Genomic DNA, 25,541 nt, shown 5'->3' on the forward strand with positions numbered 1-25,541 from the left:
GAACCAATAATGGATAAAGTATGAAGAACTGGAGAATGCTGATTCTTGGTGTGGCGATCAGTGCCAACACCGTGTTCGCAGCACCACAAGTGGTTGATAAAGTTGCAGCTGTGGTTAATAACGGCGTGGTCCTTGAGAGTGACGTGGACAGCATGATGAACACCGTTAAATCTCAGGCGAAACAGGCCGGCCAGCAGCTACCGGACGATAAAACCTTACGCCATCAGATCCTTGAGCGTGAGATTATGGACGCGATCATTCTGCAGTTAGGCGATAAAGCCGGTTTGCAAATCAGCGATCAGCAGCTGGATCAGGCCATTCAGAATATTGCCGCACAAAACCACATGACCCTCGATCAGCTGCGCAGTCGTCTGGCCTATGACGGTATGGACTACAACACGTATCGGTCGCAGATTCGTAAAGAGATGCTGATCTCTGAAGTCCGTAATAACGAAGTCCGCCGTCGCGTCACCATCCTGCCGCAGGAAGTGGATACGCTGGCAAAACAGGTGGGTGCGCAGAATACTCAAGGGACTGAGATGAATATCAGTACCATTCTTCTGCCGCTGCCTGAAAACCCGACACAACAGCAGGTTGACGACCAGGAAAAACTGGCAAAACAGCTGGTGAGCGAACTGAAGGGCGGTGCTGATTTCGGCAAACTGGCCGTTACCTACTCCGCTGACTCCCAGGCCCTGAAAGGCGGCAATATGGGCTGGTCAAAAATTGAAGAGCTGCCGACGCTGTTTGCTCAGGCTCTGGCCACGGCAAAAAAAGGCGATATCGTTGGTCCGATTCGTTCCGGTGTGGGCTTCCATATTCTGAAAGTGAACGATTTGCGTGGCGAAAGCAAAAACATCTCTGTCACCGAGGTGCATGCACGCCATATTCTGCTGAAGCCGTCACCGATCATGACTGACGATCAGGCCCGCGCGAAGCTGGAACAAATTGCCGCCGATATCCGCAGCGGTAAAACCACTTTTGCGGCCGCCGCAAAACAATTCTCTGACGATCCGGGCTCGGCTAACCAGGGCGGCGATCTGGGATGGACCTCGCCTGAAGTCTTTGACCCGGCGTTCCGCGATGCGCTGCTACGCCTGAAAAAAGGGGAAATTAGCCAGCCCGTTCATTCCTCTTTCGGCTGGCATTTGATTCAGTTGCTGGACACGCGTCAGGTTGATAAAACGGATGCAGCCCAGAAAGAGCGTGCTTACCGCATGCTGTTCAACCGCAAGTTCGCGGAAGAAGCGCAGACCTGGATGCAGGAGCAGCGTGCAGGGGCTTACGTGAAAATTCTGGATAACAATGCGCAGTGATTGTCGTGTGGTGATTACGCCCGGCGAACCCGCCGGGATTGGTCCCGATCTGGCTGTGCAACTGGCTCAACAGGCCTGGCCTGTTGAGCTGGTCGTTTGTGCGTCTCCCCAGCTCTTGCTGCAGCGCGCCGCATTGCTGGGTTTGCCTCTGACCCTTCGTCTTTACGATTCTGCCGAGCCTCCAGTGCCCCAGCAGGCCGGTACACTCACCGTCCTTCCCGTTGAACTCCCGCAGCCCGTCACACCCGGTACGCTTTGTGTCGACAACGGTCACTATGTACTGGAAACGCTGGCTCGCGCCTGCGACGGCTGCTTGTCCGGTGAGTTTGCTGCATTGATTACCGGCCCTGTGCATAAGGGCGTGATCAATGACGCGGGGATACCGTTTACAGGCCATACCGAATTCTTTGCCGAACGTGCAGGCGCGCACCGCGTGGTCATGATGCTGGCAACAGAGCAGTTACGCGTCGCGCTTGCGACCACGCACCTGCCGTTAAAAGCGGTCGCTGACGCCGTCACCCGGGATTGCCTGCATGAAGTGATCACGATCCTGCATCAGGATCTCAAAGAGAAATTCGCGATCGCCCAGCCGCATATTTTTGTTTGTGGGCTGAATCCTCATGCGGGTGAAGGCGGCCACATGGGTCGGGAAGAGATAGACACGATTATCCCGGCCCTGAATGAACTCCGCCAGCAGGGTATTCAGCTGACTGGCCCATTGCCTGCGGACACACTTTTCCAGCCCAAATATCTGCAACATGCCGATGCGGTGCTGGCGATGTATCACGATCAGGGCTTACCGGTTCTCAAATTTCAGGGATTTGGTCGCGCGGTAAATATTACCCTCGGCCTGCCGTTTATCCGTACCTCAGTCGATCACGGCACCGCGCTTGAACTAGCCGGGCTGGGTCAGGCTGACGCGGGCAGCTTTATCACGGCGCTTAATCTCGCCATCACTATGATCAAGAGCAGTAATGAATAATCGCGTCCATCAGGGGCACTACGCCCGTAAACGTTTCGGGCAGAACTTCCTGAACGATCAATACATTATCGACAGCATTGTCTCCGCCATTCATCCGCAACGCGACGAAGCGTTAGTCGAGATTGGGCCGGGCCTCGGTGCCCTGACAGAACCGGTCGGCGAACGTCTCGACAGCTTAACGGTTGTGGAGCTTGACCGCGATCTGGCAGCCCGCCTGCAGACACATCCGTTTTTAGGTCCTAAGCTGACGATTTATCAGCAGGATGCCATGACCTTTGATTTTGCCGCGCTGGCTAAAGAGAAAGGCCAGCCGCTACGCGTCTTTGGTAATCTGCCCTACAACATTTCGACCCCGCTGATGTTTCATCTGTTCAGCTATACTGGTTCGATTAAAGATATGCACTTCATGCTGCAGAAAGAAGTGGTTAATCGCCTGGTGGCCGGTCCGGGCAGCAAAGCATATGGTCGCCTGAGCGTCATGGCACAGTATTACTGCCAGGTCATCCCGGTGCTGGAAGTGCCACCGCACGCTTTTACGCCGCCTCCTAAGGTGGATTCAGCGGTAGTACGTTTGGTGCCTTTTATGACGCCACCGCATCCGGTAAAAGACGTGCGTATTTTAAGCCGTATTACCACGGAAGCGTTCGGCCAACGTCGTAAAACGCTGCGTAACAGCCTGAGCCATATGGTGACTGCGGGTGCGCTGGAAGACTTGTCGATCGATACGGGCCTGCGTGCAGAAAACGTGTCGGTTGCGCAATATTGTCAGTTAGCAAACTGGTTGGCAGACCATCTGGATAAACCGCAGGAGTAACCTATGAGTGAACCGGCCCGCGTATCGATCCACGTCCAAAGCCTTTATGTCGCCTCGCAATCCTCACCGGAAGAAGAGCGTTATGTTTTTGCTTATACCGTTACGATCCGCAATTTAGGCCGCTCCTCTGTGCAACTGCTCGGGCGCTACTGGTTGATCACCAACGGCAATGGACGTGAAACAGAAGTTCAGGGTGAAGGCGTAATCGGTGAACAACCACACATTGCGTCCGGTAGTGAATACCAATATACCAGTGGCGCGGTGCTTGAAACGCCTATGGGCACGATGCAGGGCCACTATGTGATGGTGGATGAGCAAGGCGATACGTTTCACGTCGACATCCCCGTTTTCCGCCTGGCTGTTGAAAGCCATATTCACTGAACCTGATGCCTTTCGCCCGACTAACGGGCGACTGTTTTTAGTTGGATAATTCACAATGAATACTTACCTGATTGGCGACGTTCATGGTTGTTATGATGAATTACGTGCTCTGCTAAACCAGGTGAACTATGATCCTGGTCAGGATACCTTGTGGCTGACAGGTGATCTGGTCGCACGTGGGCCCGGCTCGCTGGAGGTACTACGCTATGTCAAATCGCTGGGAGACAGCGTTCGCCTGGTTCTGGGCAATCACGATCTGCATTTGCTGGCCGTTTATGCCGGCATCAGCCGCAATAAACCTAAAGATCGCCTGACGCCACTGCTGGAAGCGGAAGACGCAGATGAATTGATCAACTGGCTACGTCGGCAGCCTCTGCTGCAGGTTGATGAAGAAAAGAAGCTGGTGATGGGCCATGCGGGCATTACGCCGCAGTGGGATCTGGAGACGGCGCAACGCTGCGCGCGTGAAGTCGAAGCCGTCCTGGCCAGTGACAGCTATCCGCTGTTCCTTGATGCCATGTATGGCGACATGCCGAATAACTGGAGCGAATCCCTGTCCGGCCTGGCGCGGCTACGTTTCTCTACTAACGCGCTGACCCGTATGCGTTTTTGCTTCCCAAACGGACAGCTCGATATGATTTGTAAGGATGCGCCTGAATCAGCGCCGCCACCGCTTAAACCCTGGTTTACGATTGAAGGGCCCGTTGCCCGCGATCACACCATTGTGTTTGGGCACTGGGCATCACTGGAAGGCAAAGGGACACCAGAGGGCATTATCGGTCTGGATACCGGTTGCTGCTGGGGTGGGAATCTGACCCTGCTGCATTGGGAAACGCAGCGTTATTATGTTCAGCCTTCCAACCGCCAGCTTTCTGTACCAGACGATCTGTCACCCCAACAGTCTCAGCCAGCTGATCCACCGCCATAAAAACGCCTTGTCCCAACAACAAGGCGTTTTTCGATCTCCATTAACGACGTCGTTCGAGGATCTCGAAGCAGTAGCTGTGCGAATTCTGCTCGTCAGCGTCATAGAATTCGCTAAAGGTAGAATGCCATTCATCCGGTTCGTAGTCCGGGAACTGGGTATCCCCTTCTACTTCAGCATCAATATGCGTCAGATAAAGGCGGTCAGCGCGGGCTAACATCTGTTCATAAATGCGGCCGCCGCCAATGACCATGATCTCTTCAGCTTCGCCCGCAGCATTTACTGCGTCATCCAGCGACGTTACCCAGGTAACGCCTTCTGCGTGACCGGGTTTACTGCTGACCACAATATTCAACCGGCCCGGTAAAGGCCGGCCGATCGATTCAAAAGTCAGCCTGCCCATAATGACGGGCTTTTTCAGTGTGTTGCGCTTAAACCACGCCAGATCTGCAGGCAGGTCCCACGGCATGGCGTTTTCCATTCCAATAATGCGATCTGCTGCTAATGCCGCGATAAGACTAATCATGTTAAAAAGCTCGCTGAAAAAAAACAGGCGCCATGATACGTAAAGGTTAAACCTTCGTCGATAGCAGGAACGGGCTTCTTAAATAAAGCGGCATAGACACCGCCTTTCAGAGTTTGTACAGGGTTTTACTCCGCAAAAATCGCGGTTATAACCCTTAAATCGCCAGATAATGACGTGAGTGCGTGATAAACACAGAGAATAAAACGGCTCCAGACGGAGCCGTTGGGATTATCAGAAATCGTAGCGGAAGCGAACCAGATTCATGTCGCCCTGATTATCCGTGCTGGACGTGAAGACATGTTCGTAATCCACACGGAAACCATAGTCAAGGAACAGCGTTACGCCCAGACCATTGTCGATGCGCTGGTAGTTACGGCCATTCGCATATTCTAAACGGTCACCCATGACATAAGGCTGAACGGCTTTGACACCATATTGCGCCACCGGGATTTTATATCCGGCGTAATATTCGATGCCCCAGGCATCATCCGCAAAATAGTTATTCACGTTGCGCTGTTTGGTGGTCAGGAAGTTTTGGTACCAGCCACCCCCTGCTGACAGGGTCCAGTTACCTGGCGTCCAGCTCAATGCTGTTCCAAAAATGTTTTGGTCGTAATCTTTACTGTTGCCAGTAGCAGGATTACGCATGCTGGCGCGGGTGTAGTTCCAGGCCGTACCCCATGCCAGGGTAGGCGTAATATTGTAATTCACACCCAGCGAGCCACCGCCCTGGCGCTTATAGCGCAGCCCGTTGCCCGGCAGATACTCGTTATCGCTAAACAGGTAAGAGGCGTAAAGATCGACCGCCCCATAACTGTTTTTGTATTTCAGCTGCTTACGAGAACGGTAGGAACCATCGTAATCACCGTTAATGCCGTTGCCCGGTGCCTGGGCCAGCATGTCGTAATCCCAGATATCCGTCTTGGCACCCACAACATCGTAATAAACGCTGTTCTGCTGACCAAAGGTTAACTGGCCCCAGGTTTTACTTTTCAGGCCGGTATAAAGCTGGCGGCGAGTAGTCTCGTGCGCACCTTCAGCGTAGTGATTATCCCAGTTGAACACGGCCGGAATGTTAACGCCCAGTTCATAGTAGCTGGTCCAGCTAATATCATCGAACAGGTAGTAGTCGGCGCTGAAACGGAAACGGGATCCGCCGTCAAAGCCATTACGCTTGTAAGATTTATCGTTGACGCCGGTTTGATGATTAAACTGGGGGCGAATGCTGCCACCAAATTTGAAATCGAGACGGCTAAGGGGATCGCCTGCTTGTGGGTCTTGTTTAAGAAGAGTGATTTCAGCCTGGCTGGAAAACGTGACCAGAGCCAACAGTGCAGCCACTGCACTCAGTGCAAAATTACGCGCTTTCATTGTTATAAATATCCTGTTTACGCTCTCTTCATGAGCGGGCAGGATATTACATTGGCCATGCATGAGTTGGTAGTACTTTGTATTATAAATTCGTGCGAAAAAGCGAATCAGGCATGATTTGATAATAATTAAATCAAATTTCTTAAATTGTTTACCCACCTCTCTCTTTTGCCGGAATCGTATCAGACATCGTGCGGCTTTTTTGCCTCAGTCATTTCCTGAAAAACGGTAAGAGAAACAGGCCCGCCTGGTAACTGTTATTGAAGATAAGACGCGTTCTCACAACGCACTGACTTCAGATAATGACGCGTCCATTAGGCACAGCATGGCACCATCTGTTTTTGTACTCTCCTGACATCGAACCATAGGAATAATAGAGAGGAACCTGTTTATCAGACGCCTCCTGATGCAAAGAGGTAAGATTCTTCCACATCAGCATCGTCCCCACTGCGCCCGCATTGCTGTCCATCCGGTAGCCAATATTGATAAAGTCCACAAACATGCCAACCTGGCTATTTACAGAGACCAGTAATTGCAGCCCGATTGGCTCATTGTTCAGGAACATCATATGCCCTTTGAAGCAGTGCTGGAACTCACGGAAAAAGGCTTTATTGATGTCTCTTTCAGCAATTGGCTGCTCCCGTCTCGCGCGATATAACGCTTCGAAAACCTCAAAAATATGCTCACCCTCAAGATGATTTACATTAAGCAAACTTCCGCCATCAGCGAGGAATTTTCTTAATTCGCGTTCGCGGGTTGAGACAGTTTTTCGTGAGAAGTCGACAGCAGGATTTTTCGTCAATGCTGCTTTATTCTTGCTCAACAAACGATAAGACGCATTAAGAAACGTATTACCGTGCAGATGATGCAACGACTTACAACGAAAGGGCAAAAGGACCTTTGTTTTGGTGTCGCGACAAAAGGGTATATAAACGGATGTTGATGGGGTCAGTAGCGCAGGAAGCGAACGCTGAGGGTTTTTACCATCGTTGGCGAGCCAGCCTTTTTCAACGCAAACGCTCCCTACCATAGCCCCTTTCACCTTATAGGCATAAAACGTGAAAGGCTGCTGATGGCGCATCCGGAAAGCGATAAATTCCGGCGCTGACTCACAGTTGTACCCAAAATCATCACACGCTTTTTTATAGTCGTTAAAAGAGCACTGCTCCCATCTGAAAAACCTGGGGATCAACATGGTAAATACGCACTTATATTAGCGAAAAAGGTTTACAGTACCTGTCGGCACTCCGGAACAGCATGGCCTTAACCAATTCCGCATTGTAAAGTTAAGCACAACAACAGAACAGTTTGTTATTCGCGACTTTATATAATAATGGCCTCCCGTTTAGATTTCGTTGATTTTTTGGCAATGGTTTAAAATAACAGGGCGAAACCTGACGAGTAATATTAAAAACAAGAGTAACGAGAAAAATAAACAATTTGATGAATAGCTAGATAAAACCAATTAAATATGAAAAACAAATTAACTTATAATTAATCTTTTTTAAACGGATGATCCATTGGCAACACAGCATTCTTATTTTTTATAGAATAAACTTTTCATCTGATTCAGAGCATATCTGGAATATTACAGCGCCGTTTAAACCTGCGGGCTGTGGGGCGGCCCTGGCCAGTGATGACGCATGGCCGAGAGCCACAGCCGCATTTAGACGGGGTGCGAATGGTGGCGTAAGACAGAAAAGGCACGCTGGTCAGGCTGTTGCAATACAACACTCTCTGCATCAGCTTTACAGGCACATCGTGTAAACACATGCGATGTGAACTGGACGTACTGCAAAAAAAGCCCCTGCCAGAAGCGCTCTGCTTATGGCAGATGCTCCAGACAGGGGCCTGAGCGCTCAGTCTGCGCTATTTATGCGCAAGGATTTGCGCATGCATCTCCTGCACCGAAATGACTTTTTCGGTTGGATCGGCATTTAGCGCCATTGCCGTTGCGAAGCCACCGTTCAGCGTCGTGTCGTAATGCACCTTATATTGCAGTGCGCTGCGACGAATCAGCTTGGAGTCTTCAATCGCCTGACGACCTGCTGTGGTATTTACGATATAGGCGTACTCACCGTTTTTCAGGCGGTCCTGAATGTGCGGGCGGCCTTCGTGAACCTTATTCACCAGGCGCGGGTTAATACCGGCCTCGCCCAGTACCACAGCCGTACCGTGCGTCGCATCCAGTTCAAAACCAAACTTCTGCAACTTCGCCGCGAGATCAACGATACGTTTCTTGTCGCCTTCACGAACGGACAGCAGCGCACGTCCGGTTTTCTTCATGTTGCTTTGCGCACCCAGCATCGCCTTGGCAAACGCCTCGGCAAAGGTACGGCCCACGCCCATGACTTCCCCGGTTGAACGCATTTCAGGTCCCAGAATTGGATCAACGCCTTGGAATTTGTTAAACGGCAGCACCACTTCTTTGACAGAGTAGTAAGGTGGAATCACCTCTTTGGTGACGCCCTGCTCCGCCAGCGTTTTGCCTGCCATTACGCGGGCTGCCACTTTTGCCAGCGGAACGCCGGTTGCTTTTGACACGAACGGGACGGTACGCGCCGCACGCGGGTTAACTTCAATCAGGTAAACTTCGTTGTCTTTGACCGCAAACTGTACGTTCATCAGGCCACGCACATTCAGCTCAAACGCCAGTTTTTCAACCTGCTGACGCATGACATTCTGAATATCCTGACTCAAAGTGTAGGCCGGCAGAGAACAGGCCGAGTCACCCGAGTGAACGCCAGCCTGCTCGATATGTTCCATTATACCGCCGATCAGCACGCGCTCACCGTCGCAGATAGCATCCACATCGACTTCGACGGCATCATCCAGAAAGCGATCCAGCAAGACCGGCGCATCGTTGGACACTGACACCGCCGTCTGGAAATAGCGTTTCAGGTCGATTTCGTCGTAGACAATTTCCATGGCGCGTCCGCCCAGGACATAAGACGGGCGGACCACCAGCGGATAACCAATGCCCGCCGCTTTTTCAACCGCCTGCTCCAGCGTGGTAACGGTGGCGTTAGCTGGCTGCTTCAGACTCAGACGGTCAACCGCCTGCTGAAAACGTTCACGGTCTTCTGCGCGATCGATGGCATCCGGGCTGGTGCCAATGACCGGCACACCTGCCGCTTCCAGCGCGCGAGCCAGTTTCAGTGGCGTTTGTCCACCGTACTGCACGATAACGCCTTTCGGTTTTTCGATGCGCACGATTTCCAGCACGTCTTCCAGCGTGACAGGTTCAAAGTAGAGGCGGTCAGAAGTGTCGTAATCGGTGGACACGGTTTCCGGGTTACAGTTGACCATGATGGTTTCATAGCCATCTTCACGCAGCGCCAGTGCTGCGTGGACACAGCAGTAGTCAAACTCAATGCCCTGACCAATACGGTTTGGTCCGCCACCCAGCACCATAATCTTGTCGCGATCCTGATTAGGATGAGCTTCGCACTCTTCTTCATAGGTGGAGTACATATAAGCGGTGTCTGTTGCAAATTCCGCCGCACAGGTATCCACGCGCTTATAGACTGGGTGAAGATGATGCTGCTGACGCAGTTTACGAATCTCGCCTTCCGCGACGCCCGCCAGGGCTGCCAGACGTGCGTCGGCAAAACCTTTGCGCTTCAGCGCGCGCAGGAAATCCGCGTTAAGGCCATTGATGCCTTCACGCGCTACCTGCTCTTCCAGGCGAACCAGCTCTTCAATCTGCACCAGGAACCAGCGATCAATATTGGTAAGATTAAATACGCCATCGACCGACATGCCTGCACGGAACGCGTCCGCGATGTACCAGATACGATCCGAACCGGCATCTTTCAGCTCACGACGAATGCGGGTCAACGCTTCCGCATCATCCAGATGCACTTTCGGGTCAAAACCATTAGCTCCCACTTCCAGACCACGCAGTGCTTTCTGCACCGACTCCTGGAAAGTACGGCCAATCGCCATGACTTCACCCACCGATTTCATCTGGGTGGTCAGACGGTCATTCGCACCGGCAAATTTTTCAAAGTTGAAGCGAGGAATTTTTGTCACGACATAATCGATAGACGGCTCGAACGAGGCTGGTGTGCGTCCCCCAGTGATATCGTTCATCAGTTCATCCAGCGTAAAGCCTACCGCCAGTTTCGCGGCCACTTTGGCAATCGGGAATCCGGTGGCCTTCGATGCCAGCGCTGAAGAGCGTGACACACGCGGGTTCATCTCGATGACGATCAGACGGCCATTTTTCGGGTTCACCGCGAACTGGACGTTGGAGCCACCGGTTTCCACGCCGATCTCACGCAGTACCGCCAGCGAGGCGTTACGCATGATCTGGTACTCTTTGTCGGTCAGCGTCTGTGCGGGCGCCACCGTAATGGAGTCACCGGTGTGAATGCCCATGGCGTCAAAGTTTTCGATAGAGCAGACAATGATGCAGTTGTCGTTTTTGTCACGCACAACTTCCATCTCATACTCTTTCCAGCCAATCAGCGATTCGTCGATTAACAGCTCGTTGGTAGGCGAAAGATCGAGTCCGCGTTCGCAGATCTCTTCAAACTCTTCGCGGTTATACGCGATACCGCCACCGGTGCCGCCCATAGTGAACGACGGACGAATAATGCAGGGGAAGCCGACATCGGCAGCCACCGCCAGCGCTTCTTCCATCGTATGTGCGATACCGGAGCGCGCCGTATCCAGACCAATGCTTTTCATCGCCACGTCGAAGCGGCGGCGGTCTTCCGCTTTATCGATCGCATCGGCCGTGGCACCGATCATGGTTACGCCAAACTCGTCAAGAACGCCCTGACGTTCCAGCTCCAGCGCACAGTTCAGCGCCGTCTGGCCGCCCATGGTTGGCAACACCGCATCCGGGCGCTCTTTCTCAATAATCTTACGTACCACTTCCCAGTGAATCGGCTCGATGTAGGTTGCATCGGCCATTTCCGGGTCGGTCATAATGGTCGCCGGGTTCGAGTTCACCAGAATGACGCGGTAACCCTCTTCGCGCAGGGCTTTACAGGCCTGGGCACCGGAATAGTCGAATTCGCAGGCCTGACCGATCACAATCGGACCGGCACCAAGAATCAGGATGGATTTTATATCTGTACGTTTTGGCATGATTAGCTCCTGATTACTTTGCTTTCGAACGGAATGCGTCAATCAACTCGATAAAGTGGTCAAATAACGGTGCGGCATCACCCGGCCCCGGACTGGCTTCAGGATGGCCCTGGAAGCTGAACGCAGGCTTGTCGGTGCGATGGATACCCTGCACGGTTTTATCAAACAGCGAAATATGCGTTACCCGCAGATTGGCGGGCAGATGGGTTTCATCCACCGCAAAGCCGTGGTTCTGTGCCGTAATCATGACGCGATTGTTATCGAGATCTTTCACCGGGTGGTTACCACCGTGGTGACCCAGCTTCATTTTTACGGTTTTTGCGCCGCTGGCCAGTGCCAGCAACTGGTGGCCAAGGCAAATGCCAAACACCGGAATGTCGGTTTTCAGAAAGGCTTCAATCGCCTCAATGGCGTAATCGCAGGGCTCCGGATCACCCGGACCGTTTGACAGGAAGATGCCATCCGGATTCATCGCCAGAACGGTTTCGGCGGGCGTTTTAGCCGGGACAACCGTCAGACGGCAGCCGCGGTCGACCAGCATGCGCAGAATATTGCGCTTAGCACCATAATCGTAAGCCACAACATGGTAGGGCAGCGCTTCTGCTGACGTCTGCGCAGGTAAATCCCCTTCCAGCGTCCAGCTCCCCTGCAGCCAGGTATAGGTTTCTGCCGTTGTCACTTCCTTCGCCAGATCCATCCCTTTCAACCCCGGAAACGCCTGCGCTTTCTGTAAGGCCAGAGCGGCATCCGGATTGTCGCCCGCGATAATGCAGCCATTCTGTGCGCCTTTCTCGCGCAGCAGACGTGTCAGCTTACGTGTATCAATATCGGCAATAGCAACAATGTTATTGCGCTGCAGATAGGCTGACAGGCTCTCTTCGCTGCGGTAGTTGCTGGCAATAAGTGGCAGGTCGCGAATGACAAGCCCCTGAGCGTGAATCTGACTGGATTCTTCATCGGCGGGGTTGGCACCAACGTTGCCGATATGGGGATAAGTGAGAGTAACGATTTGACGAGAATAGGAAGGATCAGTGAGGATTTCTTGATAACCAGTCATTGACGTATTGAAAACGACTTCCCCCACTGCCGACCCTGTAGCCCCGATGGCCCGACCGTGGAATTGGGTTCCGTCTTCCAGAACCAAGAGCGCTGACTTAATCAAAACATCCTCCAGGGAATAAACAGTCACAATATCTGCATATTAATTCATAATGATGATCTGAATCAATGCAAAAACGGCCTGAGTGGTCAATTTTTGGCAAATTGCGCGCATTCTAATGATCGCTCTGCTACTTGTCCACCCTGAAGCCACTTTTTTAACATCTTTTCAGGCTCAGAGCGGAAAAAAAGAGGATAAGGGACAAAAACAGGGACAAACATCATCGAATAATCGTTTGCTCATCGTGGAGAAGCATTATTCTGCCTGAGAAGGCTATGAATTTTGACCAAATGGTCAAAATTAACAGGTTTACCGTTAAGATGAAGAGAGAAGAAATAAGTTTATGAGCATTTATACAGAAAAAATAAACAAGAGGCTTATTTTTTTACAAAATTAAGGGCAATAATATTATTGCCCTTTTTCAATCAATGAATTAGCGATTGAAATCACCACATCACACAGGTAAAACCCATTACAAACTGGCTAAATCAAGGACATCACGCATATCATAAAGCCCTTTTTTCTTCGCACTTACCCATAATGCCGCTTTAACCGCGCCATTAGCAAACGTCATACGGCTTGACGCCTTATGAGTAATCTCTACACGCTCTCCCTCGTCTGCAAACATGGCCGTGTGTTCGCCGACAATGTCACCGGCTCGCACTGTTGCAAAACCAATGGTTTGAGCCTTACGTTCGCCGGTGTGCCCTTCGCGACTGTAAACGGCATGATCAGCCAGTTTCCAGTCCATGGCGTCGGCAATGGCTTCCCCCATGGCCAGCGCCGTTCCTGAAGGAGCGTCCACTTTGTGACGATGATGCGCTTCGATAATCTCAATATCCGCATAATCGCCCATCACGGTAGCGGCTTTCTCCAGCAGCTTCAGAACCAGATTGACGCCAACGCTGAAGTTCGCCGCAAAGACAATCCCCGTCTCTGTTGCCGCATCACGAATCGCCGCCTTACCGGCTTCGTCAAATCCGGTCGTACCAATAATCATTGCCTTGCGGTGTTCACGGCACAGTGCCAGGTAGGCCAGCGTCCCTTCGGGACGGGTGAAATCGATTAAGACGTCAAAATCATCCATCACAGCACGCAGATCATCGACAACGGGAACGTCCAGTTTGCCCACGCCCGCCAGTTCACCAGCATCGGTGCCGATTAATGACGAGCCCGGACGTGCCAGTGCCGCGCCCAGATCCACGCCGTTGGCGTGAACGACTGCCTGAATCAGGTTACGGCCCATGCGTCCCGGCGCACCCACGATGGCAATGCGGATATTCTTCATATTTATTCATTCCTAAAACAAAACTATGCATGCAAGCGCAATCAGGTTAACCATGAGATAACAACTGCGCCACTTTTTCTCGGGGATAATAAGAATTTTTATGCCAGGCGAAGGCGATTATCAGTAAAAGCAATTTCACCTCGTCGTTGGCCGGGCGGCGGATAGCAAAAAGGCCGAACAGAGTCGGCCTTTTTGCTACTACAGGTTTGTTGTCACTGCACGTTGCGGACATCAACCCGCAACTCTTTGGGGACTTCAAACACGATATTTTCTTCCCGCCCTTCCAGGACTCTGGCTTCGCCGCCACCTAACGCCTGCAGACGGCTGATGACATTCTGCACCAGAATATCCGGTGCCGATGCACCCGCGGTGACGCCAACACAGCGGGCCGTGGCGATCCATTCGGGCTGGATATCCTCTGCATCGTCGATCAGATAAGCCGCTTTACCCATGCGCTGCGCCAGTTCGGCCAGACGGTTAGAGTTTGACGAGTTTTTAGATCCGACTACCAGCACGACATCCGCCTCTTCAGCGAGTGCCCTTACCGCTTCCTGCCGGTTTGTCGTGGCATAGCAGATATCATCTTTACGTGGGCCGACAATTTTCGGGAAACGGGCACGCAACGCATCAATCACTTCAGAGGTATCATCGACCGACAGCGTGGTTTGCGTCATGAAAGACAGCCGGTCATGATCTTTAACGTCCAGTTTCCAGACGTCATCCGGGGACTCCACCAGATACATGCCACCCTTGGGGTTATTGTACTGCCCCATGGTGCCTTCGACTTCCGGGTGCCCGGCGTGACCAATCAGCACCGACTCTTCGCCCCGGCGGCTGGCGCGCGCGACTTCCATGTGCACCTTGGTCACCAGGGGGCAGGTCGCATCAAAGACCGTGAGATCACGGCTTTTCGCTTCGTTACGTACCGCCTGAGAAACGCCATGGGCAGAGAAAATCAGGATAGCACCATCCGGCACTTCGCTGATTTGCTCAATAAAAATTGCGCCGCGCTGGCGCAGGCTGTCCACCACGTAGCGGTTATGTACCACTTCATGACGCACATAGACCGGCGCACCAAACAGCGTCAGTGCGTTTTCAACAATGCTGATGGCGCGATCGACGCCAGCACAAAAACCACGTGGATTAGCCAGCAGAATTTGCATGGTTCGCCTCCAGTACCGGATCGATTTCCAGCACCTCAATGTCAAACTGAACGCGATGGCCTGCCAGCGGATGGTTAAAATCAACGGTGATCGAATCACCATTGATTTCGCGAATCACGCCCGGCATTTCACTGCCGCCCATGCCGGTAAACAGCATAATAGCCCCAATCTCAGGCTCGCCCGCTTCATTAAAGTCGCGACGCGAAAAGTACTGGATCAGATCAGGACTGACACCGCCAAACGCCTCTTCCGGTGCCAGTGAGAACTGATGTTTATCCCCGGCTTTTAAGCCCAGCAGTGCCTGTTCCAGCGCGCCGGACAAGCTACCGTCACCCAGACGAAACAGCGCAGGTTTACCGCTGGCGCGGGTGGATTCCGCCACTGAGCCATCTTCCAGCTTCAGAACGAAATGCAACAACACCGCGCTGTCGCGCTGTACAGACTCAGTCATGGTTTACCCTTTTTTAACCTGCTTGCTGGACGGATTAAAAAACCCTTCCAGCACCACCAACGCCGCACCGATACAGATGCCGCAGTCAGCGATATTAAATGTAGCAAAGTGCCAGTTACCGATATAGAAATCGATAAAATCCACCACGAAGCCATGATACGCACGATCAAACAGATTACCGACAGCGCCGCCGATAATGAGCGCATAAGCACTGTTGGCGATCTTCTGTTGGGCGCTGTTGCGATACATCATCACCAGCAGCGACACCACAATCGCCAGCGCAATACCGGCGAAGAACCAGCGCTGCCAGCCGCCTTTATCCGCGAGGAAACTGAACGCCGCGCCGTAATTGTGCGCGTAAAACAGGTTAAGGAACGGCATCAGCGGCTGCGTTTCATGCAGCATCATGTTGTTCATTACCCACTGCTTGCTGACAAAATCAACAACGATAACAACCAGCACCAGCCACAGCCAGCGCAATCCGGTGGAGAAAACAGGTCTACTCATCAGGCAAACTTACGCTCTTCACCGTTTCCGGCTACGTTAGTGTAACAGCGACCGCACACCGCAGCGTGCTCAGGGTTCTGACCGACGTCAGTAGTGTAGTGCCAGCAGCGCGGACATTTCTCGCCTTCGGCTTTGTGCAGGCCGATTTTCAGACCTTTTACCAGTTCACTTTGCTGCGCATCAGCGTCAGCCTGAGCGTAGTCGGCAACCTCAGCACCGGAGGTCAGCAGCACAAAGCGCAGCTCATTACCCAGCGCCTTCAGCTTCGCCGCCAGCTCGGCATCAGCATACAGCGTGACAGAGGCTTCCAGCGCGCCACCAATGCGTTTATCGCTACGTGCCTGCTCAATCACCTTGTTCACTTCACCGCGCACTTTAAGCAGTTCAGCCCAGTACGCATCGTTCAGCGCTTCGTTTTCAGGCAGACCAAACAGGCCGGTGTACCACTCTTCAGTGAACACATACTTCGCGCGCTCGCCCGGCAAATAGCCCCAGATCTCATCAGCTGTGAAAGACATGATCGGCGCCATCCAGCGCACCAGCGCTTCCACAATGTGCCACAGCGCAGACTGACAGCTACGGCGCGCCAGGCTGTCACCTTTCGCGGTGTACTGACGGTCTTTGATGATATCCAGATAGAAGGAGCCCATCTCAATGGAGCAGAACTGCATCAGGCGCTGAATCACTTCGTGAAAATCGTAGTGCTCGTAGGAAGCCACGATATCCGCCTGCGCCGCCTGCGCACGTCCTACCGCCCAGCGATCGACCACCACCATCTCTTCCGGTTTAACCAGATCGGTGGCCGGATTAAAGCCGCTCAGGTTCGCTAACAGGAAACGCGCCGTGTTACGGATACGACGATAGGCATCGGCAGAGCGCTTCAGGATTTCGTCAGAAACGGCCATTTCGCCCGAGTAATCGGTCGAAGCAACCCACAGGCGCAGAATGTCTGCCCCGAGCTTATCCATCACATCCTGCGGCGCAACGGTATTACCAATGGATTTGGACATCTTGCGGCCCTGACCATCAACGGTAAAGCCATGCGTCAGCACCTGACGATAAGGCGCTTTGCCTTTCATCGCTGTCGAGATCATGAGCGAGGACATAAACCAGCCACGGTGCTGATCCGATCCTTCCAGATACATATCCGGCGTATTACCGCCAAATTCCGGGCGCGCATCCACGACGGAATAGCTGGTCGATCCTGAATCGAACCAGACGTCCAGCGTATCCGGCACCTTCACATAGTTGTCGGCATCATCGCCCATCAGATCGCGGGGATCGAGATCCCACCATGCCTGAATACCGTCCTGCTCAACGCGCTGCGCCACTTTTTCCATCAACGACAGGGTGTCCGGGTGCAGTTCTTCGGTCTCTTTATGGACGAACAGCGCCATTGGGACGCCCCAGGTACGCTGACGGGAAATACACCAGTCAGGACGGTTGGCGACCATGGATTCAATACGCGCCTGGCCCCAGTCCGGGATCCACTGAACGCCTTTAATCTCTTTCAGGGACTGCGCGCGCAGGCCTTTCTGATCCATGCTGATAAACCACTGCGGGGTAGCACGGAAGATGATCGGGGTTTTATGGCGCCAGCAGTGCGGGTAGCTGTGCAGCAGTTTTTCAACATGCAGCAACGCGCCCTTCTCTTTCAGCAGTTCAACGATCAACTCGTTAGCTTTAAAGACGTTAATGCCGTCAAGCCCGGGATAGGTACCGGGCAGGTAGGCGCCATCAGGCCCAACCGGATTCGCCGTTTCCAGACCGTATTTCTGACCGATCACATAGTCATCCGGACCGTGACCCGGTGCTGTGTGAACCGCACCGGTACCGGCATCCAGCGTCACGTGATCGCCCAGGACCACCTTCGACTGGATCTGCGCCAGGAAAGGGTGCTGGAACAGTTGAAGCTCCAGTGCTGCGCCCTGGCAGGTGCCCAGCACAGTCCAGTGGCTGACGCCCGCGCGTTTCATGACGCTCTCAACCAGATCCTTCGCCAGGATTAGGCTGCGGCCCTCAATCTGCAACAGCTGATAGTCAAATTCGGGGTGCAGAGAGATGCCGCGGTTAGCAGGCATGGTCCACGGCGTGGTTGTCCAGATGACCAGCGAAACGGGGCCTTCTGAGGCCGTTACTCCAAATGCCGCACGCACGGCATCAGCATCCACGGCATTAAACATGACATCGATGGAGGGCGACGTTTTGTCATAATACTCAACTTCCGCTTCCGCCAGCGCAGAGCGGCAATCCATGCACCAGTGCACCGGCTTGGCGCCTTTGTGCAGGTGGCCATTACCGATGATTTTGCCCAGCGCACGAATGATATTCGCTTCGGTCGTGAAATCCATCGTCAGGTAAGGACGATCCCAGTCGCCCAGCACGCCCAAACGAATGAAGTCGGCTTTCTGTCCTTCAACCTGTTCGGCCGCGTATTTACGGCAGGCTTCGCGGAATTCGGCGGCGGTGACTTTCTCGCCCGGCTTACCGATCATCTGCTCAACTTTGTGCTCGATAGGCAAACCGTGACAGTCCCAGCCCGGCACATACGGTGAATCGAAGCCCGCCATGCCTTTCGACTTGACGATAATGTCTTTCAGAATCTTGTTAACAGAGTGACCAATATGAATGCTGCCGTTCGCATAAGGAGGGCCATCATGCAGGATAAAGGTTTTTTTCCCTTTTTTGGCTTCGCGGATGATGCCGTAAAGATTGTCATCATACCAACGCTGCAGCATTCCCGGTTCGCGTTTGGCCAGATCGCCACGCATGGGGAACCCCGTTTCCGGCAAATTCAGGGTAGATTTATAGTCACTCATCAGATTCTCGATTCCGTTTTTTGCTCAGGTTACAGGCCAAAAAATTGTCGGGCCGTTACCGTGTCTTTCGCAATTTGCTCTTTCAACGCGTCCAGTGAAGCAAAGCGCTGCTCGTTTCGTATTTTCTGCTTCAATACCACATCAATGTGGCGACCATAGAGATCCATATTGATGTCCAACAGGTGAACTTCAAGCTGTTGGCGTAAACCTTTTACTGTCGGGCGCGTGCCAATGTTGGCGACGCCGGGCAGGGGTTTCGGCCCCAGGCCCTCGACTTCTACTGCATACACGCCTTTGACCGGCGAGACGCAGCGGCGTAAAGGGAGATTGGCAGTAGGGAATCCCAGCGTGCGTCCCAGTGCATCACCGTGCACCACGCGCCCTGAGATACTGAAAGGATGGCCCAACAGCGACTGCGCCAGCGCCAGATTGTCCTCAGCCAGCGCCTGACGCACCGCCGTGCTGCTGATGCGTTTACCGCCGTCGCAAAACGTTTCTGTGCTGACGACGTCGAAACCGTATTCTACTCCGGCTTTCTGTAATAGCAGGAAATCCCCCTGCCGACCAGCGCCAAAGCGGAAATCATCCCCAACGGCCAGGTAGTTCACGCCCAGTTTGCTCACCAGCAATTCGCTGATAAAACTTTGCGCCGAGAGTGCGGCGAAGCGATGGTCGAACCGCACGCACAGCACATAATCCACGCCGATTTCTGCCAGGTACCTGAGTTTTTCGCGCAGGCGGGTCAGTCTGGCAGGGGCATTGCCACCGGCAAACAGCTCCAGCGGCTGAGGTTCAAACACCATCACCATGACCGGCAATTGACGTTTCCGGCCTTCTTCCATCAACCGCCCCATCAGCGCCTGATGGCCGCGGTGCACACCATCGAAATTACCAATGGTCAGAACGCAGCCGTGATGCTGCGCATTAAGATTATGAATACCGCGGATAAACTTCATGGCTGACTCAAACCGGTGGAAATCGGCGGATTATACCCTCGAAAGCCGCCGAGGTTAACCCGTGAACACGCCTTTCATGCGTAACAGGCCGTATTTACCGGCACGCAGAGCCACAAAGAGAATTTTGTTGCGAAATACTGTATTCAGGACACAGAAGCTGGTAGAATCTTGCGCCATCAAATACGTAACCGAGTGTCGTGCAGGTTATCACTTGTGAACGACGCTTATTTGCACAAATCCATTGACAACAGAAGGTCCAAAAGGCATAGTCCTCGGCCTTTGATTTGTCTCTATCGAACATATTTGGGAGTTGGACCTTGGCTAATATCAAATCAGCTAAGAAACGTGCCGTAACATCTGAGAAACGTCGCAAGCATAACGCAAGCCGTCGCTCTATGATGCGTACCTTCGTTAAGAAAGTATACGCGGCGATCGCTTCAGGCGACAAAGCTGCTGCGCAGAATGCATTTAATGAAATGCAACCAATCGTGGACCGTCAGGCTGCTAAAGGTCTGATCCACAAAAACAAAGCTGCACGTTATAAAGCAAACCTGACTGCACAGATCAACAAACTGGCTTAATCGCCTTTTGTTTATCGCTTTGTTGAAAGAACCGGCTCTGAGCCGGTTTTTTTATGTCTGCGATTCACTGCCGACCTTCCTCTTTCCCGCTTCCTTGCCAGACAGCCCGCGCAGATGGCGAACCGCTTCAAAGCTCGCCTTTCTGTGACAACGGATAGCCCACGGACGACGGGAAAACGCTATCAGGCATAAGCGGTAGGTGCCCATGATTCAGCCTGTGCCGCCCCGATCCGATATCTGCCCTTTTCGCGTTATCCCCGTACGCAAAAACGTAATCTTTTATGTTCGCCCTGGCTGCATAACCGCGTCGGGGAAGGCAAAAGGAGGCGTGCGCCTCCTTTCGTTTACCGCAGTTTATATCGCAATAACGTGTAACCCAGCACAGCCGAGAGCAGTGAACCGCTCAGAATCCCCAGCTTCGAGAATGTCACCAGCTGTTCATGAGCCGCATCAAAAGCCAGCGAGCTGATAAAGATCGACATCGTAAAACCAATGCCGCACAGCACGCCAATCGCCATGATATCGCGCAGCGTCGTGCCATTGGGCAGCACCGCCAGCCTCAGCGTCACCGCCAGCCAACAGAACAGGGTAATCCCTAATGGCTTACCGATCAGCAGGCCAAGGATGATGCCCAGCGGCTCGGGTGACAGCACATCGCCAAAGGTAATCCCCGTCAGCGAAATCCCGGCGTTGGCGAAGGCAAACAGCGGCAGAATCAGCCAGTTCACCCAGGGCATCAAGCCATGCGCCAGATGTTCAGCCGGCGAGTGACCGTCTTTCTCTTCCAGCGGGACAAAGAAGCCGACGACGACGCCCGCAAGCGTTGCATGGACGCCGGACTTCAGTACCGCAGTCCACAGCACCAGCCCAACCAGCATATAAACGGCGATATTACGCACGTTACACCGGTTCAGGATGGCCAGCACGACAATGGCTCCTACCGCCACGCTGAGAGACGTTACTGAGAGATCGCTGGTATAGAACAGCGCGATAATGATAATCGCCCCCAGGTCATCGATAATTGCCAGCGCCATCAAAAAAACTTTCAGGGCCGTCGGGACACGGCTGCCCAGCAGGGCCAGCACGCCCAGCGCAAAAGCGATATCCGTCGCGGTGGGAATGGCCCAGCCATTGCGGGCGATCTCATCCCCGTGATTAAACAGTAAAAACAGGATGGCAGGCGCCGCCATTCCCCCTAAGGCGGCAATAACCGGGAAGACGGCCCGATCGCGGCTGGCCAGTTCACCCGAGATGAGTTCACGCTTCACCTCCAGACCAATCAGCAGGAAGAACAGCGCCATCAGGGCGTCATTGATCCATAACAACAGATTTTTGCTGATATCCAGCTCACCGAAGCGAATCTGCACCGGTGTCTCCAGCAGCGCCTGGTAGCCCTGAGCGGTGGACGTACTGTTCGCGAGAACCATCGCCACCACGGCAGCCAGAATTAACACCATACCGTTGCTGGCATCACTCTCAATAAAACTTTTAATTAAATGCCTGATACGACGAGGTTTTGACAAAATGCACTCCTCCTGAGCGGAAAACACAATGCTGAGCAGTGTAACGATTCACTGAACCTGATAAAAAGCTAATTTATCCGCTTTTACGTAATGTCGACATTTTGGCGACAGCAAAGAGAAGAAGGAAAACAGGCAAGAGAAGACAGGGCCCTAAGTAACGGCGTACCTCCGCCCTGATGCTGGCATAAAAAAAGCGGAGAATGTTCTCTCCGCTTTAGTGACATACGTCCGTGCGATTAGCGGGTTAAATCGTCAAAAAACTTTTTCACGCCGTCAAAGAAGCTTTTGGAACGCGGGCTGTTGTGCTCGCCGCTGGGTCCACCAAAGCTCTCTTCCAGCTCACGCAGCAGCGCTTTTTGCTTGTCATTCAGGCTGACTGGGGTTTCCACCACAACACGGCACAGCAGGTCACCTACCGCACCACCGCGCACCGATTTCACACCGCGACCGCGCATACGGAACAGCTTACCGGTCTGAGTCTCTGCCGGTACCTTCAGCTTCACGCGTCCGTCCAGGGTAGGCACTTCAATCTCACCGCCCAGCGCCGCCATGGCAAAGTTGATCGGCACTTCGCAGTAGAGGTTGTTCTCTTCACGTTCAAAGATCGGGTGTTTTTTCACCGTCACCTGAACGTACAGATCGCCCGCGGGTGCGCCCTGCTCACCGGCTTCACCTTCACCGCTCAACCGAATACGGTCACCCGTGTCGACGCCCGCCGGAATTTTCACCGACAGCGTTTTGGATTTCTCGACGCGGCCATGACCATGACAGGCGTTGCACGGATCTTTGATCACCGAACCCCGGCCATGACAGGTTGGACAGGCCTGCTGCACGGTGAAGAAGCCCTGACGCATTTGCACCTGGCCTGCGCCATGACAGGTCGAACAGGTTTGCGGTTTGGTCCCCGCTTTGGCACCGCTGCCGTGGCAGACATCGCACTCTTCTAACGTCGGAATACGGATCTCTTTGGTCACGCCGCGAACCGCTTCTTCCAGCGTCAGCTCCATGTTGTAGCGCAAATCTGAACCACGGGCTGCGCGCTGACGGCGGCCACCACCAAAGATGTCACCGAAAACGTCGCCAAAGATATCGCTGAAATCTGCACCGCCGCCGCCAAAGCCGCCGCCGAATCCACCTCCGCCCATACCGCCTTGTTCAAAGGCGGCATGACCGTACTGATCGTAGGCCGCGCGCTTCTGGGCGTCCGTTAAGATTTCGTAGGCTTCTTTTGCTTCTTTAAACTTGGTTTCGGCGTCTTTATCGCCTGGATTACGGTCCGGGTGATATTTCATCGCCAGGCGTTTGTACGCCTTTTTGATTTCACGCTCGTCTGCAGATTTGGCGACGCCTAAAATCTCGTAGTAATCACTCTTCGCCATTTATTTAGCCCTTAACATGATCGCACGGGCGTGGAGAAAACTCCTACGCCCGTGCTGGTTTCAACGGCTGTCAGGGCAACCGTCGCGCCCGGTCAGGGGCAATTATTTCTTATTGTCTTTTACTTCTTCGAATTCAGCATCGACCACATCGTCATCTTTCTTCGCTGACGCATCGTGGGCATCCGCTGCACCCGCCTGAGACTGCTGTGCGGCTTCCATCAGTTTGCTGGAAACTTCCATCAGCGCCTGCATTTTGGCATCGATCTCTGCTTTATCTTCGCCTTTCAGCGCCGTTTCCAGCGCGCTCAGCGCCGCTTCGATTGGGGCTTTGTCATCCGCTGACAGTTTGTCGCCCGCTTCATCCAGCTGCTTACGTGTGCTGTGAGCGATCTGGTCACCCTGGTTGCGGGTCTGCACAAGCTCTTCGAACTTACGGTCAGATTCCGCGTTCGCTTCAGCATCACGCACCATTTTCGCAATCTCGTCCTCGTTCAGGCCGGAAGACGCTTTAATGGTGATCTTCTGCTCTTTACCGCTGTTTTTGTCCTTCGCTGATACGTGCAGGATACCATCCGCATCGATGTCGAAGGTCACTTCGATCTGCGGCATACCGCGTGGCGCAGGCTGAATGCCGTCCAGGTTAAACTGGCCCAGTGACTTGTTGTCGCTGGCACGCTTACGCTCACCCTGCAGCACGTGAATCGTTACCGCAGACTGGTTGTCTTCTGCCGTCGAGAACACCTGGCTGTGCTTGGTTGGGATGGTGGTGTTCTTGCTGATCAGCGAAGTCATCACGCCGCCCATGGTTTCGATACCCAGTGACAGCGGAGTCACGTCCAGCAGCAGAACGTCTTTCACGTCGCCACCTAACACACCGCCCTGTACCGCAGCACCGACCGCCACCGCTTCATCCGGGTTCACGTCTTTACGTGGCTCTTTGCCAAAGAACTCAGTCACTTTAGCCTGAACCAGTGGCATACGTGTCTGACCACCCACCAGGATAACGTCGTTGATGTCCGAAACGGACAGGCCCGCATCCTGCAGTGCGACTTTCAGCGGCTCGATAGAGCGCGCAACCAGATCTTCAACCAGCGACTCCAGTTTAGAACGGGTCACTTTGATGTTCAGGTGCTTAGGACCGGTAGCATCCGCCGTAATGTACGGCAGGTTAACATCGGTCTGCTGCGCAGAAGACAGCTCGATCTTGGCTTTCTCGGCAGCTTCTTTCAGGCGCTGCATCGCCAGTGGATCGTTGTGCAGATCGATGCCCTGGTCTTTCTTAAATTCTGCCACCAGATAGTTGATCAGGCGGCTGTCGAAGTCTTCACCACCCAGGTGTGTATCACCGTTAGTTGCCAGAACTTCAAAGGTCTTTTCGCCATCAACGTCGTCGATTTCGATGATAGAGATATCGAAGGTACCGCCACCCAGGTCATAAACTGCGATGGTGCGGTTGCCCTGGCCTTTATCCAGGCCGTACGCCAGCGCTGCTGCCGTCGGTTCGTTGATGATACGTTTGACTTCCAGACCTGCGATACGGCCAGCATCTTTGGTTGCCTGACGCTGAGCATCGTTGAAGTAAGCCGGAACGGTGATAACCGCTTCAGTTACGGGCTCACCCAGGAAATCTTCAGCCGTTTTCTTCATTTTTTTCAGCACTTCCGCAGAAATCTGCGGCGGTGCCATTTTCTGGCCTTTCACTTCCAGCCATGCGTCGCCGTTATCAGCACCCACAATTTTGTAAGGCATGATTTTGATATCACGCTGTACTTCTTCGTCCTGGAAGCGACGGCCAATCAGACGCTTGATCGCAAACAGGGTATTCTGCGGGTTGGTCACAGCCTGACGTTTAGCCGGTTGTCCGACCAGAGTTTCACCATCCTGTGTGTAAGCGATGATCGAAGGCGTGGTGCGATCGCCTTCGGCGTTCTCAAGCACACGCGCTTTGGTGCCGTCCATGACCGCAACACAAGAGTTGGTTGTACCCAGGTCAATACCAATAATCTTACCCATCTAAACATCTCCCACTTAAATTCGTTGCCAGTTTGGGTTGTGAACCTTTTATGTGGGCAGGTTGATGACATTCAACCCGACCTCACATGCTTTTTTTTCCAACGTCCACAACGCTCGATGACAAGTAAATGGGGTCGCTTAGAAGCGCATCAAGGGTTAAATGAAAAAAAATTTTCAACGGCCGCTCAGGCTGCCTTAACCAAGATAATAAACTGACGCGCTCCCTGACGAGAGTGCGGCAAAATGCCGCCTCGAAACAGTCCACGTTTCGGTTCTGTTCATCCATA

The 25,541-nt window shown here is 53.2% G+C and carries 20 protein-coding genes; 6 read left to right on the forward strand and 14 right to left on the reverse strand.

All coding sequences use genetic code 11. The features are described 5' to 3' along the window. Positions 1-20: 20 nt before the first annotated feature. Genes surA through apaH form a run of 5 tightly spaced genes read left to right on the forward strand, consistent with a single transcriptional unit; the run spans position 21 to position 4,421 of the window. Entirely contained in the window at positions 21-1,316 is a 1,296-nt protein-coding gene (gene surA / locus RAC65_RS11075) for a peptidylprolyl isomerase SurA (protein WP_054634509.1), read from the forward strand. Then, complete coding sequence (gene pdxA, locus RAC65_RS11080; RefSeq protein WP_054634510.1) at positions 1,306-2,298, forward strand: 4-hydroxythreonine-4-phosphate dehydrogenase PdxA; 993 nt, start codon at positions 1,306-1,308, stop codon at positions 2,296-2,298. The genes surA and pdxA overlap by 11 nt, the downstream gene beginning before the upstream one ends. After that, positions 2,291-3,112, forward strand: coding sequence for a 16S rRNA (adenine(1518)-N(6)/adenine(1519)-N(6))-dimethyltransferase RsmA (gene rsmA, locus RAC65_RS11085; protein ID WP_033740232.1), 822 nt, complete (start codon positions 2,291-2,293; stop codon positions 3,110-3,112). The genes pdxA and rsmA overlap by 8 nt, the downstream gene beginning before the upstream one ends. 3 nt (positions 3,113-3,115) lie before the next feature. Next, a complete protein-coding gene (gene apaG / locus RAC65_RS11090) occupies positions 3,116-3,493 on the forward strand; it encodes a Co2+/Mg2+ efflux protein ApaG (RefSeq protein WP_006117645.1) in 378 nt (125 codons plus the stop codon). Positions 3,494-3,548: 55 nt separating this feature from the next. Further along, positions 3,549-4,421, forward strand: coding sequence for a bis(5'-nucleosyl)-tetraphosphatase (symmetrical) ApaH (apaH, locus tag RAC65_RS11095; protein ID WP_324029077.1), 873 nt, complete (start codon positions 3,549-3,551; stop codon positions 4,419-4,421). 40 nt (positions 4,422-4,461) lie between these two features. Here apaH and folA read toward each other — a convergent pair whose 3' ends face one another. The 11 genes from folA to ribF form a co-directional block, all read right to left on the reverse strand. After that, the gene (gene folA, locus RAC65_RS11100) at positions 4,462-4,944 is read right to left on the reverse strand and encodes a type 3 dihydrofolate reductase (RefSeq protein ID WP_375096701.1); all 483 of its coding nucleotides are present in this window, start codon (positions 4,942-4,944) and stop codon (positions 4,462-4,464) included. Positions 4,945-5,175: 231 nt separating this feature from the next. Continuing rightward, positions 5,176-6,315 (reverse strand): porin, encoded by a 1,140-nt coding sequence (locus tag RAC65_RS11105; protein WP_033740230.1) that lies wholly within the window; start codon positions 6,313-6,315, stop codon positions 5,176-5,178. 295 nt (positions 6,316-6,610) lie between these two features. Further along, a complete protein-coding gene (locus RAC65_RS11110; RefSeq protein ID WP_324029079.1) occupies positions 6,611-7,510 on the reverse strand; it encodes a transcriptional regulator in 900 nt (299 codons plus the stop codon). 674 nt (positions 7,511-8,184) lie between these two features. After that, the gene (gene carB / locus RAC65_RS11115) at positions 8,185-11,415 is read right to left on the reverse strand and encodes a carbamoyl-phosphate synthase large subunit (RefSeq protein WP_006117641.1); all 3,231 of its coding nucleotides are present in this window, start codon (positions 11,413-11,415) and stop codon (positions 8,185-8,187) included. A 13-nt stretch (positions 11,416-11,428) separates the two neighbouring features. Then, the gene (carA, locus tag RAC65_RS11120; RefSeq protein WP_006117640.1) at positions 11,429-12,577 is read right to left on the reverse strand and encodes a glutamine-hydrolyzing carbamoyl-phosphate synthase small subunit; all 1,149 of its coding nucleotides are present in this window, start codon (positions 12,575-12,577) and stop codon (positions 11,429-11,431) included. 469 nt (positions 12,578-13,046) lie between these two features. Beyond that, on the reverse strand, positions 13,047-13,862 hold the full coding sequence (gene dapB / locus RAC65_RS11125) for a 4-hydroxy-tetrahydrodipicolinate reductase (protein WP_185199924.1): 816 nt from the start codon (positions 13,860-13,862) through the stop codon (positions 13,047-13,049). 212 nt (positions 13,863-14,074) lie between these two features. Continuing rightward, complete coding sequence (gene ispH / locus RAC65_RS11130) at positions 14,075-15,025, reverse strand: 4-hydroxy-3-methylbut-2-enyl diphosphate reductase (RefSeq protein WP_039338773.1); 951 nt, start codon at positions 15,023-15,025, stop codon at positions 14,075-14,077. Further along, positions 15,006-15,476, reverse strand: a complete 471-nt coding sequence (gene fkpB / locus RAC65_RS11135) for an FKBP-type peptidyl-prolyl cis-trans isomerase (protein ID WP_033740226.1) — start codon at positions 15,474-15,476, stop codon at positions 15,006-15,008. Before fkpB ends, ispH begins: the two co-directional genes overlap by 20 nt. Before the next feature lie 3 nt (positions 15,477-15,479). Then, a complete protein-coding gene (gene lspA, locus RAC65_RS11140; RefSeq protein WP_006117636.1) occupies positions 15,480-15,983 on the reverse strand; it encodes a signal peptidase II in 504 nt (167 codons plus the stop codon). Further along, a complete protein-coding gene (ileS, locus tag RAC65_RS11145; protein ID WP_375096702.1) occupies positions 15,983-18,802 on the reverse strand; it encodes an isoleucine--tRNA ligase in 2,820 nt (939 codons plus the stop codon). The genes lspA and ileS overlap by 1 nt, the downstream gene beginning before the upstream one ends. A 29-nt stretch (positions 18,803-18,831) precedes the next feature. Then, on the reverse strand, positions 18,832-19,758 hold the full coding sequence (gene ribF / locus RAC65_RS11150) for a bifunctional riboflavin kinase/FAD synthetase (protein WP_006117634.1): 927 nt from the start codon (positions 19,756-19,758) through the stop codon (positions 18,832-18,834). Positions 19,759-20,075: 317 nt separating this feature from the next. Here ribF and rpsT point away from each other — a divergent pair, with 317 nt between their 5' ends. Further along, complete coding sequence (rpsT, locus tag RAC65_RS11155; protein WP_006117633.1) at positions 20,076-20,339, forward strand: 30S ribosomal protein S20; 264 nt, start codon at positions 20,076-20,078, stop codon at positions 20,337-20,339. A gap of 344 nt (positions 20,340-20,683) precedes the next feature. On the opposite strand, the gene nhaA is transcribed toward rpsT, so the two are convergent. The 3 genes from nhaA to dnaK form a co-directional block, all read right to left on the reverse strand. Then, on the reverse strand, positions 20,684-21,862 hold the full coding sequence (gene nhaA / locus RAC65_RS11160; RefSeq protein WP_367143317.1) for a Na+/H+ antiporter NhaA: 1,179 nt from the start codon (positions 21,860-21,862) through the stop codon (positions 20,684-20,686). 236 nt (positions 21,863-22,098) lie between these two features. After that, positions 22,099-23,241 carry a molecular chaperone DnaJ gene (dnaJ, locus tag RAC65_RS11165; protein WP_006117631.1) on the reverse strand — a complete coding sequence of 381 codons (1,143 nt, stop codon included), beginning with the start codon at positions 23,239-23,241 and terminating at the stop codon, positions 22,099-22,101. A gap of 102 nt (positions 23,242-23,343) precedes the next feature. Continuing rightward, complete coding sequence (gene dnaK, locus RAC65_RS11170) at positions 23,344-25,254, reverse strand: molecular chaperone DnaK (protein ID WP_039338776.1); 1,911 nt, start codon at positions 25,252-25,254, stop codon at positions 23,344-23,346. Positions 25,255-25,541: the final 287 nt, after the last annotated feature.

Origin of the sequence: Pantoea sp. BS_8, from assembly GCF_041954965.1 — a bacterium.
GTDB classification, from domain to species: Bacteria; Pseudomonadota; Gammaproteobacteria; order Enterobacterales; family Enterobacteriaceae; genus Pantoea; species Pantoea stewartii.